Source organism: Pannonibacter anstelovis, from assembly GCF_036881715.1.
GTDB classification, from domain to species: Bacteria; Pseudomonadota; Alphaproteobacteria; order Rhizobiales; family Stappiaceae; genus Pannonibacter; species Pannonibacter anstelovis.
The window spans coordinates 69,835-82,783 of the sequence record NZ_JBAKBF010000003.1; the positions used below are offsets into that span (position 1 = coordinate 69,835).

Below are 12,949 nucleotides of genomic sequence, written 5' to 3' on the forward strand. Positions count from 1 at the left end.
AAAAATCTGCCTTGGCCAATTCTACAGACCGGAAGCCTGCCATCCCGGGGACGGCAGGCCGGACCGGATCAGTTTGCGAATGCTTCGTCCAGGAACGCCTGAAGCTGGGCCAGATGCTTGGACATCAGGCCCGTTGCCGTCGATGCCATGGCGTCGCGGCCGGCATAGCGCGGGCGGCGGCACTTGGCGCCGATCTGGTCGAGCACCCATTCGATGTAGGGTTCGACGAAGAACCAGGCGCCCATGTTCTTGGGCTCTTCCTGACACCAGACCATGTCGGCGTTGCGGAAGCGGGCCAGTTCCTGGGCGAGCGCCTTCTTCGGGAACGGGTAGATCTGCTCGACGCGGAGCAGGTACACGTCGTTGATGCCGCGCTTTTCACGCTCTTCCAGCAGGTCATAGTAGACCTTGCCGGAGCACATGACGACCCGGCGGATCTTGTCATCCGCGACGAGGCGGGTGGCGCCATCGGGCTGGTACTCGGCATCATCCCACAGCAGGCGGTGGAACGTGGAGTCCTCGCCCAGCTCGACGAGCTTGGACACCGCACGCTTGTGGCGCAGCAGGGACTTCGGCGTCATCAGGATCAGCGGCTTGCGGATGTCGCGCTTCAGCTGACGGCGCAGGATGTGGAAGTAGTTCGCCGGCGTCGTGCAGTTGGCGACCTGCATGTTGTCTTCCGCGCAGAGCTGGAGGAAACGCTCCAGACGGGCGGAGGAGTGTTCCGGGCCCTGACCTTCATAGCCATGCGGCAGAAGGCAGACGAGACCGGACATGCGCAGCCACTTGCGCTCGCCAGAGGAGATGAACTGGTCGAACAGCACCTGTGCGCCGTTGGCAAAGTCACCGAACTGGGCTTCCCACATGGTCAGCGCGTTCGGCTCTGCCAGCGAGTAGCCGTATTCGAAGCCGAGCACCGCCTCTTCCGAGAGCATCGAGTTGATGACCTCGTAGCGGGCCTGATCCTCGCTGATATGGTTCAGCGGGATGTAGCGGCTTTCGTCTTCCTGATCGTAGAGCACGCTGTGGCGCTGGGAGAAGGTGCCCCGTTCGCAATCCTGGCCGGAGAGGCGGACCGGGTGGCCCTCCTTCAGCAGGCTTGCAAAGGCCAGCGCCTCGGCCGTCGCCCAGTCAATGCCCTCACCGGTCTCCATCATCGTCTGACGGTTGGCGAGGAAGCGCGAGATTGTGCGGTGGACGTTGAAGCCTCCCGGCACTTCCGTGAGTTTCTTGCCAAGGGCCTTCAGGTCGTCCATGGCAACACCGGTCGAGCCGCGGCGCGGATCTTCCTCGTCGGCAGCACGCTTGAGGCCCGACCACTTGCCGTCCAGCCAGTCGGCCTTGTTCGGCTTGTAGACCTGGCCTGCCTCGAACTCGGTGTCGAGCTTGGCGCGCCATGCGGCCTTCATGCCCTCGACCTCTTCAGCCGAAACAACGCCTTCCGCGATCAGGCGGTCGGTGTAGAGCTGCAGCGTGGTCGGGTGCTTGCGGATCTTGCGGTACATGATCGGCTGCGTGAACGCAGGCTCGTCGCCTTCGTTATGACCGAAGCGGCGGTAGCAGATCATGTCGATGACGACCGGGCGGCCAAAGGTCTGGCGGAACTCGGTTGCAATCTTTGCGGCATAGACCACGGCTTCCGGATCATCACCGTTGACGTGGAAGATCGGCGCTTCGATGACCTTCGCCACATCCGACGGATAGGGCGAAGAGCGCGAGAAGCGCGGATTGGTGGTGAAGCCAATCTGGTTGTTGATGATGACGTGGATCGAACCGCCGGTGCGGTGTCCGCGCAGACCCGAAAGGCCGAAGCATTCAGCCACGACACCCTGGCCGGCAAAGGCTGCGTCACCATGGATCAGCAGCGGCAGGACCGGGGAACGGTCGATCTGCGCCGTGTCCATCATCCAGCGGCCATCAACGGCGGAAATCTGGTCCTGCTTTGCGCGGGACTTGCCGAGCACCACCGGGTTGACGATTTCCAGATGCGAGGGGTTCGCGGTCAGCGACAGGTGCACCTCGTTGCCATCGAACGCACGGTCCGAAGAGGCACCGAGGTGGTACTTCACGTCGCCCGAGCCTTCCACGTCGTCCGGCGCGTAGGAACCGCCCTTGAACTCGTGGAACACGGCGCGGTGCGGCTTGCCCATCACCTGGGTCAGCACGTTCAGGCGGCCGCGGTGGGCCATGCCGAGAACGATGTCCTTGAGGCCGAGCTGGCCACCGCGCTTGATGATCTGCTCCAGTGCCGGGATCAGCGCTTCGCCGCCATCAAGGCCGAAGCGCTTGGTGCCGGTGTACTTCACATCAATGAACTTCTCGAAGCCTTCGGCCTCGACCAGCTTGTTCAGGATGGCGCGCTTGCCCTGGGGCGTGAATTCGACGTGCTTGTCCGGCCCCTCGATGCGCTCCTGGATCCAGGCCTTGGCGGCCGGATCGGAGATATGCATGAACTCGACGCCGAGGGTCGAGCAATAGGTGCGCTTGAGGATTTCCATCATCTGGCGCAGGGTGGCGTATTCCAGACCCAGCACGTGATCGATGAAGATCGGACGGTCCCAGTCGGCATCCGTGAAGCCGTAGGACGAGGGGTGCAGCTCCTCATGATCGCCCGGAGGCGAGAGGCGCAGCGGATCAAGATCGGCATGCAGATGGCCACGCATGCGGTAGGCGCGGATCATCATCAGCGCACGCACGCTGTCGCGGGTCGCCTGCTGCACTTCGGCATCCGAAAGCGGCTTGCCCTTGGCATCGCCCTTCTGCTTCAGCTTGTCACCTACGGCCTTTTCGACCGGAGCCCAGTTGCCGTCACAGGCATTGACGAGATCGCCTTTCGCGGCGAGCGGCCAGTCGGCGCGCTTCCAGGGAGCGCCACGCGCTTCCTTCAGCACATCGGCCTTGTCGTCCTTCAGCGCAGCAAAGAAGTCCTGCCACTCGGCGTCAACCGAGGCGGGGTTCTCCTGATACTGGGCGTAGAGTTCTTCAATATAGGCTGCGTTGGCGCCGTAGAGAAACGACGTCATCGCGAAGACATTGTTCGCGTCCTGCCGAGCCATGCTGCATCAGCGGAGGGTTGCTCCGCCCTTATTTTGGCGGACCGGCCGGATGGCAGGCCCTTGGTTTGCACGTTCGGGCCCGGCCTTGCGGCGCGGACCCCGCTCAAGAGTGCGAACGAGACGGCGACGCCGCGTCCGCTCGGGTACCCCTTATGCCTTACGATACGTAAACAAACTACGCAGCCAAGACACGTTTCCGGCACTTTGCTGGCGGAAATCCCCCTGGATTACCGCGTGGCCGCCGGGGGCCCGGTGGTTGCCGAAGCGGGGCGCCATGCGCCCCGCCCGGAAATCGTATCAGCCCTTCAGGACTTCGACGAGGGTCTCGCCGAGCTTGGCCGGAGACGGAGAGACGCGGATGCCAGCCGATTCCATGGCGGCAATCTTGTCTTCCGCACCGCCCTTGCCGCCGGAGATCACGGCACCGGCGTGACCCATCGTGCGGCCCTTGGGAGCCGTGCGGCCCGCGATGAAGCCGGCCATCGGCTTCTTGCGGCCCTTCTTGGCCTCGTCCTTGAGGAACTGGGCTGCATCCTCTTCGGCGGAGCCACCGATTTCACCGATCATGATGATCGACTGGGTGGCTTCGTCGGCCAGGAACATCTCCAGCACGTCGATGAACTCGGTGCCCTTGACCGGGTCACCGCCAATGCCGACAGCCGTCGTCTGGCCGAGGCCGGCGTTGGAGGTCTGGAACACGGCTTCATAGGTAAGCGTGCCGGAGCGCGACACAATACCGACCGAACCTTTCTTGAAGATGGAGCCCGGCATGATGCCGATCTTGCATTCTTCAGGGGTCAGGATGCCGGGGCAGTTCGGGCCGAGCAGGCGCGACTTGGACTTCTCCAGCTTCGCCTTGACCTTCACCATGTCAGCAACCGGAATACCTTCCGTGATGCAGACGATGAAGGGGATCTCGGCGTCGATCGCCTCGATGATGGCAGCAGCAGCACCGGCAGGCGGCACGTAGATCACGGAAGCATCAGCGCCCGTTGCATCCTTGGCCTGAGCCACGGATGCGAAGATCGGCAGGCTTTCGCCCTTGGAGCCGGACCACTTTTCGCCGCCCTTGGCCGGGTGCACGCCCGCGACCATCTGGGTGCCGTAATAGGCCAGAGCCTGTTCCGTGTGGAACGTGCCGGTCTTGCCGGTCAGGCCCTGGACAATGATCTTGGTGTCCTTGTTGACGAGAATGGACATCAGGCGGCTCCCTTCACGGCAGCGACAATCTTCTGGGCGGCATCGTCCAGATCATCAGCGGCGATCACGTTCAGACCGCTTTCGGCGATGATCTTCTTGCCGAGTTCGACGTTGGTGCCTTCAAGGCGCACCACCAGCGGAACCTTGAGGCCGACTTCCTTCACGGCGGCGAGAACGCCTTCCGCGATGACGTCGCACTTCATGATGCCACCGAAGATGTTGACGAGGATGCCCTCGACCTTCGGGTCAGCCGTGATGATCTTGAAGGCCGCAGCGACCTTTTCCTTGCCTGCGCCACCACCGACGTCACAGAAGTTCGCCGGCTCCTTGCCGTAGAGCTTGATGATGTCCATGGTTGCCATGGCAAGGCCGGCGCCGTTGACCATGCAGCCGATGTTGCCGTCGAGGGCAACGTAGGCGAGGTCCCACTTGGAAGCTTCGATTTCCTTGGCGTCTTCTTCAGTCTCATCGCGCAGGGCAACGATTTCCGGATGACGGAACAGGGCGTTGCCGTCGAAGGAGACCTTGGCGTCGAGAACGCGCACGCGGCCGTTCTTCATGACGATCAGCGGGTTGATCTCCAGAAGGCTCATGTCCTTTTCCATGAAGGCCTTGTAGAGGATCGGGAACAGCTTCATGGCGTCGGCGCGGGCTTCCCCCTCAAGCTTCAGCGCATCGCAGAGCTTGGCAGCGTCCGCATCCGTCACACCAGTGTCCGGATCGATCGGCAGGGTGACGATCTTTTCCGGGGTGTGTTCGGCAACGGCCTCGATGTCCATGCCGCCCTCGGTGGAGACGACGAAAGCCGGACGGCCGACGGAACGGTCCACGAGGATGGAGAGATAGAGCTCGCGCTCGATGTCGGCGCCGTCTTCGATGTAGAGGCGGTTCACGACCTTGCCGGCATCGCCCGTCTGGGCGGTGACGAGGGTGTTGCCGAGCATTTCGCCAGCGTGCTTGACCACGTCTTCCAGCGAGAAGGCGAGACGCACGCCGCCCTTGGCATCAGCGGGCAGTTCCTTGAACTTGCCCTTGCCGCGGCCACCGGCGTGGATCTGGGACTTGACGACCCAGAGCGGGCCAGGGAGCTGCTTTGCAGCCGCTTCGGCTTCAGAAGCCGAAAAGATTGCAACGCCCTCGGCAACCGGAGCGCCATATTCCTTCAGGACCGCTTTGGCCTGGTACTCGTGAATGTTCATTCTCTCCCCCGTGTGTTCGGAGAACCGCCGCCGGGGGACCCGGCAGCGGACGTCATTCCTGTGAGGTTACAACCGGGCTCAGGCGAGCGCCGGCTGGATCTTCTTGCAGGCCTCGACCAGACCATCGACAGATGCGACGGACTTGTCGAACATGGCCTTCTCGTCGGCATTCATGTCGATTTCGATGATGCGCTCGACGCCGCCGGCACCGATAACGACCGGAACGCCAACGTAGGTGTCCTTGAGGCCGTACTGGCCGCTGAGGGCAGCGGCGCACGGCAGGACGCGCTTCTTATCCTTGAGGTAGCTTTCAGCCATAGCAATGGCCGAAGACGCCGGAGCATAGAAGGCAGAGCCAGTCTTGAGCAGGCCGACGATTTCAGCGCCGCCGTCTCGGGTGCGCTGAACGATCTGCTCCAGACGCTCGGCCGTGCACCAGCCCATCTTGACCAGATCCGGCAGCGGGATGCCGGCAACCGTGGAATAGCGGGTCAGCGGCACCATGGTGTCGCCGTGGCCGCCCAGTACGAAGGCCGTGACGTCTTCAACGGAGACGTTGAACTCGTCGGCCAGGAAGTAGCGGAAGCGGGCGCTGTCGAGAACGCCGGCCATGCCGACAACCTTGTGCGCAGGCAGCCCGGAGAACTTCTGCAGGGCCCAGACCATCGCGTCGAGCGGGTTGGTGATGCAGATGACGAAAGCGTCCGGGGCGTGCTTGGCGATGCCCGCACCCACCTGCTCCATGACCTTCAGGTTGATTTCAAGAAGGTCGTCGCGGCTCATACCGGGCTTGCGCGGCACGCCGGCGGTGACGATCACCACATCGGAACCTGCAATCGCTTCATAGGAGTTGGCACCGGCCAGCTTGGCATCGAAGCCATCCACCGGGGAAGACTCGGCAATGTCGAGCGCCTTGCCCTGCGGCGTGCCCTCGGCGATGTCGAAGAGGACGATGTCCCCGAGTTCCTTGAGACCGGCAAGATGAGCGAGCGTGCCGCCGATCTGACCCGAACCGATCAAAGCAATCTTATTGCGCGCCATGTCCGAACGTTTCCCTTTACGTAAGATGGAACTCAATGCCATCCGCCGATGACTGGGGATGGCACTACTCCCTTTGATCCGCTCACGCAAGCCAATCAAAGGAATATTACGCTAGGACACCTGAAGATTCTGGCGTCCCCTGCGCGCTTACGTGCATGACCTATACGGAATGCATATCAGCGCGTGCATGACTTCTGTTGTCTCCAGACAGGTAAGCCTCCGACCTCATCTCGATGAGACGGGACACTGTCCGGTCGAATTCGAACACCTCCGCACCGCTTGGCGCCCTGTAGAGGCCATCGGGTTCAACCTCTGCGGTGACCACCGTCTTCACCCCGTTGTCATAGAGTGCGTCTATGAGATTGATGAAGCGCTTGGCCTCGTTCCGGCGAGTCTGGTCCATCGCAGGCACATCTTCGATGAAGACCGTATCATAGGTATGAGCGATGCGCAGATAGTCCGCTGCACCCAGCGGTTTTGCGCAGAGATCTGCGAAAGTGAAGCGGGCCACACCGTTGGCCGCGCGAGGCACGTCGATGTGCCGGCCCTTCATATCCAGCTGCTGGCGCTCTTCCGCAAAACCGTTCGTGAGCTTCGCCCAGATGCCGTCTGCAGCAGCCTTTGCCGCCTCGCCAAGCGGGCTGATATAGACTTCGGCGCCGCCCAGTTTCTCCATCCGGTAATCGGTTGGCGAATCGAGCATCAGCACATCCACCTGCTTCTGCAGCAGGTTGAGGAAGGGCAGGAAGAGCTGCCGGTTGAGCCCATCCTTGTAAAGATTGTTAGGTGCAACATTTGACGTTGCAACCATGACAACACCCCTTGCGAAGAGCTGTGTGAACAGCCGGCCAAGGATCATGGCGTCGGCAATGTCCGTGACGGAGAACTCGTCAAAGCACAGGAGGCGGGTCTCGGCAGCAATCTGATCTGCAACCGGAGGTATGGGGTCATCACCCTTCACCTCGCCATTTTTCAGAGCCTGCCGCCAGGCGAATATACGCTCATGCGTCTCCGCCATGAACTCATGGAAGTGCACCCGGCGCTTGCGGCGGATGACGGTCACCTCCATGAACAGGTCCATCAGCATGGTCTTGCCACGCCCAACACCGCCCCAGATGTAGAGGCCATGCACGGCAGCCCACATCTCGTTCTTCTTGCGCGCAAACAGCCAGCCCAGCGCACTCTTCTTCGAGGCGAGGCGAACTTCCGCAAGACGTGCATTGAGGGAATCGAGTTTGCGGACGACTGCCACCTGGGCGTCATCACGGGCAATTGCGCCGGACGCAACCAGCGCTTCGTACCTGCTGGCCAGTGCAGTTGCGACCGGCAGATCCATGTTCATCGTCGGCTTCAATGTTAGGCTCTCCGCCTGCACCGAATGGCCTTCCGCCTTCCTGTACGGTCTGCCAGACGGGCATCTGCTGCACGACTGCGCACAAGCGCATACAATTTTCCGCTGTTGCGATACGGATAAAGCCACGTCGGCGCAAGTCCCTTATCCCGCCAGCGCGTGCTTTTTAGCACAAGGAGGACACCCAAACGTAAAGCTTCTTCGTCAATTGCAGGAGGAAAACGGCAAAAGCGGGGCTTCGCTCAAGCCCAGCGCGTCCGAAGCGCAATCACAAGACGCACTTTCCGGGTAGCGTATCCCAGCGGATTGCAATCGGCACCGCCTGAGGAAAAACGCAGTCATACGGCTGTTCGGCGGGCACAGTCCTCCCGCTCACTTGCAGGGGCAGGCCGGCAAGCGGAGCACTGCCATATAGGGCTGCACGGGCACGTGGCGGCAACCGGATGCTCATACCAGGACTTCCGGCACCGATGCATCATGCCTTGAAATTCTTCAATAATGGCAGTGACTTAACCAACGCACGATATATCAAGCTCATCGTGAGTTGGCACCAGTCATTCCGGGACGCCCCCCCCACATCACAGGCGCACAAAACGCGATTTACGGCCATTCTGCCTCTCATGCAGGCACAGCAGGCGGCCCGCAAGCTCGCGGCCGGCCGGGCTGGCAAGATCGGCCGGCTTGCCGCGGCCATCTGCGATCAGCCAGATGTTGCCGGGCGTTACCATGTCGGCCATGGCAGCCGTTCCCGCCGCAAGGCCGAGCTTTTCCCCGATCCGGGTCACATCCTGCCCATCCGGGTGGCTGAGCCGTTCAAGATCCCGATGCAGCGCACCCAGATCACTCGAATCCAGAATGAAGGTCTGGACCTTGCCGCCAGCCAGCACAGCCAGCCGGTAGAGACCCGGAAGCGCAGGCACAAGACGGCTGTTGCAGGGGGTTTCGGCCACGATGCCGATCTCTGTCCATTCGGCACGAACGGTCATGTTGACCGGTTCCCGCATTTCGCGGGCATGACGCCGCAATTGATCGAGATCGCCCTGATGACGGCCTGAACGTGACTGCGCGGAGCTTTCGGCTGCAGCCGAAGTGCCGGAAATGCGCAGACGCCGGAAGACCACCAGATCCCGGCGCAGATCCGTGTGATCGACACGCCAGCCGGCGTCGAGCCAGGCATTCTGATGAACGAGGCTGCCACCGGAATTGGCCCACCAGGTACGGTGCTCCCGGGCACTCATCGGCAAGCTGACGCCGAGGATATTTTCCAGTTCGTCAAGCTTTGCAGCCCAGACGACTTCGTCCAGACGGGCCAGATGTTCACGCAGCGGGTCGTATTTCGCCATGAGCAAGCAGCATCCGATAGTTACACCCTGATATTCCTACCCGTTTCCCGTGAAATTTCCGGGAAACGGGTAAAGGGTGCAAGTCCGTATGCGCTCAAGCGATTCCAGCTTCAGCGGGAAAGGGATACCGGCATGCCACCGATGGTCTGACCGTTGAAACGCTCGCCGCCTGCCCCGTAAAGCTGAGCCACCGTAGCGCCGGTGCCATCCTTGAGGACAACCTGTTTGCCGCTCAGATCCCAGGCAGCAATCCCGGCAAGTGTGCTGTCATTGCAGCCGCGGGTGTTGGCGCGGTAGCCGCCCGACCAGGTGGTCAAGGTCATGAACAGCATGCAATTGGAGCTGCCGGAGGCAATCTTCCAGCCGCCGAGCATGTCGTTGCGGCCTACTTCCGTGGCGCCTGCGGGCGGCGTGACCGAAGCCATGGCACCGGGTGCGGTCATGCCGGGCTGCATGGTGCCGGGGGCCTGCCCCATGGGCGCACCAAGCGGCTGCCCTGAAACCGTGGGATCAGTCGTCACCATGCCCGGCGCAGGTGTGAGCGGCTGCAGCTGACCACCAGCCACCGGCGTCGTTGGGGAAGCGGGCAGCGGCGCTGCCGACCGGCCACCATCCATGCCCAGCCGCGAACAGCCGGCAACACCAACGGCAAATGCCAGAACCGCGATCGTTGCAACTCGTGTCATGTCGAATCAGTCCTTCCTGCCCCACAGGGACGTTTAATCTAACCGCAAGGGCGAAAAATTTCTTCCCCCGCTATGCCCCAATTCACCGTAAGGGGCAAACATGATTGATCCGGGTGCTGTTCCGCGCCATATATGGTCCAAGTCTATGGAGGACCCAAGGGCGGCGTGTCACTTCACCGAAGGACCGCTGGAATGCCGCACCTTAAGAACGATGGCAGCACCAATGGGCAGATTCGCCTCCTGGGCAGCGCCGACAAACATCTCTTTCGTGATCATCTCCTGCGTCTGGACCCAGAGACCCGCCGCAGCCGCTTTGCCATGCTTGCCGGCGACAGCTTTCTGCGGGCCTATGTGGAAACCAGCTTTGCGCTTGATACAGTCATTTACGGCTATTTCGAGGACGGTGTGGTGCGGGGAACGGCAGAGTTGCGCCCCGTTGGCAGCGCCGCCTCCGCAGAAGCCGCCTTTTGCGTTGAAGAAGGCTGGCGTGGAATGGGGCTGGGTACCGAATTGATGGAGCTGCTGCTGATTGCCGCCAGAGCGCGCGACTACCAGCACATCTACATGAATTGCCTGGCCACCAACCGGTCCATGCAGGCCCTCGCCCGAAAGTTCTCCGCCGATCTCAGCTTCGAATGCGGCGACGTGGTGGGCCATCTGGTGCCGCAGCCTGCCAGCCTCCCGCCTGCCGATCCGTTGGGCAGCTGGAGCCGCCTTGCCTTCGGGATGGCCCGCAAGGTCTTTGGTCTCTCTTCTCACGCCAGGACAGCAGAAGGCTGACGGGTCCATCGTGCAGGACAAAGCCCATAAAAACAAAGAAGGGCCGCGCTGGCGGCCCTTCCGTGAGATCGGCTGACCTCGTGTCCGGATCAGATCCCGGCAAAACCTCGCGCTGCCAGAGGCTGCTCCAGCACCGTTCCGTTCTGCCCAAACATCAGGGTCAGGCTCGGGGTCTCACTCGACATGGGCTCACCTCCTTTCAACAGTTGCAGACAGAATGAGCTTAGCCGGAACCTCGTAGAGTGCAAGTTCAAATGCCCGTGACTGCTCTGCGGCAAGCAAAGCAAGCCCCTGAATTTACTCACTCTCTCCCAGATGCCGCCGCAATTGTGCAGATTTTGCGCCGCCAGAGGCAACCAAATGGCGGGCCGCTGCGTTCCAGTCCGCATGAAACCCGGTTCGCGGCGGCGGCTAATTTGGGCAAGGATCGCCACAGATCATCCCCAGATCCGCCATCAGGACCCTGCACTCTGGCTCGTCCAACAGGGAGGCTGCGATGCAGCGGCAATTGCACACTGCCCGCAGACCAGCGCATGAAACTGCATTCTTTCATGCGGTTCATGAGCTGGCTAAATCTGTGGAGACCCGGCAGACGGCAGGTTCTTTCAGGCTTGAGGATGGGCGGCCGGGGAGATATGCCTCGCCCACCATGCCCATGGCATCGGGCCCCTCCCGGCCCGTTGCCCGCCGGCTGTCCGCTCCCGGGCAGTCACCGGCACGGTGCACCGGCTGCAGGACAAGAGGCCTGACCGGAGCCTTTCGCGCAAGTCCGGCCGGACATGTCCGGCCGTCCAAGGCCCATGCCCATCATCCGGGCTGCAGATACAGCCGCGGCCGCCGGACAGCAGTTTGCCGTCCGCGGCACCGCATGGCGCTGCACATGTTTCACGCCCGGTCTGTGGCCTCGCGCCGCTCCGGCATGACATCTCCATCAACTGTCCAGCGGGGAGCCTGAAGCGCTTGACTTTCCATCCGACCCCTCAGCTGCCAGCTCAAGCTGTGCAAAGACCCCGGGACATTCGTCTTGATGTGTTTCGTGGCCTTGGCATGTTCATCATCTTCATCTCCCACCTGCCGCAGAGCTGGTGGGCGAACTGGATTCCAGCCCGTTTCGGCTTTTCCGACGCGACGGAGATCTTCGTTTTCTGCTCCGGCATGGCATCGGCCATTGCCTTCGGCAAGATCTTCGACCAGAGCGGCATGCTGATGGGCACAGCCCGCATCGGCCACCGCATGTGGCAGGTTTACTGGGCACATATCTGCCAGTTCCTGGTCATCGCCGCCGGCCTCGCTGCCCTGATGAACAGCGGCTATCTGGAGCGCTGCTGCGGCCTGAAGGAAGACTACGTTCAGGCGCTGAACCTGCGTTTCTTCTTCGAGGATCCGCTGGGCAACCTGCCTGGCCTGCTCAGCCTCACCTATGTGCCGAACTATTTCGACATCCTGCCGATGTATGTGGCGCTGCTTGCCATGGTGCCGGTGATGATGTTCATCGCCGCCAGGAGCCGCATTGCCTTCTTTGCCGCGATGATCGGCATGTGGGTTGCCGCCACCCTGCATATGATCAGTTTTCCGGCAGAGCCCTGGTCGAACCGTCCGTGGTTCTTCAATCCCTTCGCATGGCAGCTGGTGTTCTTTACCGGTTTTGCCTTCATGAAGGGCTGGATTCCGGCACCTCCCGTCAACCGCCGCCTTGTCTGGGTGGCAGTTGCGCTGGTTCTGGTCAGCATCCCCTTCACCAACTTCCGAATCTACGAGGCTGTTCCGGGCTTTCAGGCCTTGCGGGACGCAGCCAAGCCGCTCTGGGTGAAGACGGAGCTTGGCATCTTGCGCTATGTGCACTTCCTGGCGCTGGCCTATATCGCCTATGTGGCAGTTGGCCCCAATGGCGTGCGCCTGCATGCCGAAGGGCGCATCACAGGCCCGGTGCTGGCGGTACTGCGCAAGGTGGGCCAGCAGTCGCTGTCCGTCTTCCTCGCCAGCCTTCCCATCGCACAGGCCACCGCGATCCTGCGCGACATGGCCGGTGGCCGGGACAGCTGGCTCCTGCAGGCCGTCTCGAATCTTGCAGGCCTCGCCGCCATCGTTGCCGCGGCCTATCTCGCAGCCTGGTTCAAGAGCCAGCCCTGGCGCAAGGCCCCTCAGCCGGCCGCCTCCCCCCTTCCGGTCAGGCCGCATGCAAAGATCCAGTCCGGCAAACCGGCCGTTCCTGCCTACGGACCGCCTGTGGGGCCTGTGAGAACACCGGGTGCCCTGCCGCAAGGGGTTTGATGCAGGCCAGCCACCAAGCACA

At 62.1% G+C, this 12,949-nt stretch carries 9 protein-coding genes; 2 read left to right on the forward strand and 7 right to left on the reverse strand.

The annotated features are described in order from the left end of the window. Window positions 1-68: 68 nt before the first annotated feature. The 7 genes from V6L75_RS05640 to V6L75_RS05670 form a co-directional block, all read right to left on the reverse strand. Window positions 69-3,056 carry a 2-oxoglutarate dehydrogenase E1 component gene (locus tag V6L75_RS05640; RefSeq protein WP_334250547.1) on the reverse strand — a complete coding sequence of 996 codons (2,988 nt, stop codon included), beginning with the start codon at window positions 3,054-3,056 and terminating at the stop codon, window positions 69-71. A 297-nt stretch (window positions 3,057-3,353) separates the two neighbouring features. Continuing rightward, window positions 3,354-4,256 (reverse strand): succinate--CoA ligase subunit alpha, encoded by a 903-nt coding sequence (sucD, locus tag V6L75_RS05645; protein WP_019963709.1) that lies wholly within the window; start codon window positions 4,254-4,256, stop codon window positions 3,354-3,356. Then, a complete protein-coding gene (sucC, locus tag V6L75_RS05650; protein ID WP_334250548.1) occupies window positions 4,256-5,455 on the reverse strand; it encodes an ADP-forming succinate--CoA ligase subunit beta in 1,200 nt (399 codons plus the stop codon). Before sucC ends, sucD begins: the two co-directional genes overlap by 1 nt. A 78-nt stretch (window positions 5,456-5,533) precedes the next feature. After that, window positions 5,534-6,496 carry a malate dehydrogenase gene (gene mdh / locus V6L75_RS05655; RefSeq protein WP_334250549.1) on the reverse strand — a complete coding sequence of 321 codons (963 nt, stop codon included), beginning with the start codon at window positions 6,494-6,496 and terminating at the stop codon, window positions 5,534-5,536. Window positions 6,497-6,656: 160 nt separating this feature from the next. Then, window positions 6,657-7,838, reverse strand: a complete 1,182-nt coding sequence (gene zapE, locus V6L75_RS05660; protein ID WP_334250908.1) for a cell division protein ZapE — start codon at window positions 7,836-7,838, stop codon at window positions 6,657-6,659. A gap of 587 nt (window positions 7,839-8,425) precedes the next feature. Then, window positions 8,426-9,190 (reverse strand): DUF7662 domain-containing protein, encoded by a 765-nt coding sequence (locus V6L75_RS05665; RefSeq protein WP_334250550.1) that lies wholly within the window; start codon window positions 9,188-9,190, stop codon window positions 8,426-8,428. Between the two features lie 110 nt (window positions 9,191-9,300). Then, entirely contained in the window at window positions 9,301-9,876 is a 576-nt protein-coding gene (locus tag V6L75_RS05670; protein ID WP_334250551.1) for a protease inhibitor Inh/omp19 family protein, read from the reverse strand. 192 nt (window positions 9,877-10,068) lie between these two features. Between V6L75_RS05670 and V6L75_RS05675 the strand changes: the two genes are divergently transcribed. Next, window positions 10,069-10,656, forward strand: coding sequence for a GNAT family N-acetyltransferase (locus V6L75_RS05675; protein ID WP_334250552.1), 588 nt, complete (start codon window positions 10,069-10,071; stop codon window positions 10,654-10,656). 999 nt (window positions 10,657-11,655) lie between these two features. Continuing rightward, window positions 11,656-12,927 (forward strand): OpgC family protein, encoded by a 1,272-nt coding sequence (locus V6L75_RS05680; protein WP_334250553.1) that lies wholly within the window; start codon window positions 11,656-11,658, stop codon window positions 12,925-12,927. Window positions 12,928-12,949 lie beyond the last annotated feature (22 nt).

Excerpts from the sequence above, each read along its gene's own strand:
- V6L75_RS05640 (WP_334250547.1), bottom strand. The coding sequence starts at position 3,056 with ATGGCTCGGCAGGACGCGAACAATGTCTTCGCGATGACGTCGTTTCTC.
- sucD (WP_019963709.1), bottom strand. The coding sequence starts at position 4,256 with ATGTCCATTCTCGTCAACAAGGACACCAAGATCATTGTCCAGGGCCTG.
- sucC (WP_334250548.1), bottom strand. The coding sequence starts at position 5,455 with ATGAACATTCACGAGTACCAGGCCAAAGCGGTCCTGAAGGAATATGGC.
- mdh (WP_334250549.1), bottom strand. The coding sequence starts at position 6,496 with ATGGCGCGCAATAAGATTGCTTTGATCGGTTCGGGTCAGATCGGCGGC.
- zapE (WP_334250908.1), bottom strand. The coding sequence starts at position 7,838 with ATGAACATGGATCTGCCGGTCGCAACTGCACTGGCCAGCAGGTACGAA.
- V6L75_RS05665 (WP_334250550.1), bottom strand. The coding sequence starts at position 9,190 with ATGGCGAAATACGACCCGCTGCGTGAACATCTGGCCCGTCTGGACGAA.
- V6L75_RS05670 (WP_334250551.1), bottom strand. The coding sequence starts at position 9,876 with ATGACACGAGTTGCAACGATCGCGGTTCTGGCATTTGCCGTTGGTGTT.
- V6L75_RS05675 (WP_334250552.1), top strand. The coding sequence starts at position 10,069 with ATGCCGCACCTTAAGAACGATGGCAGCACCAATGGGCAGATTCGCCTC.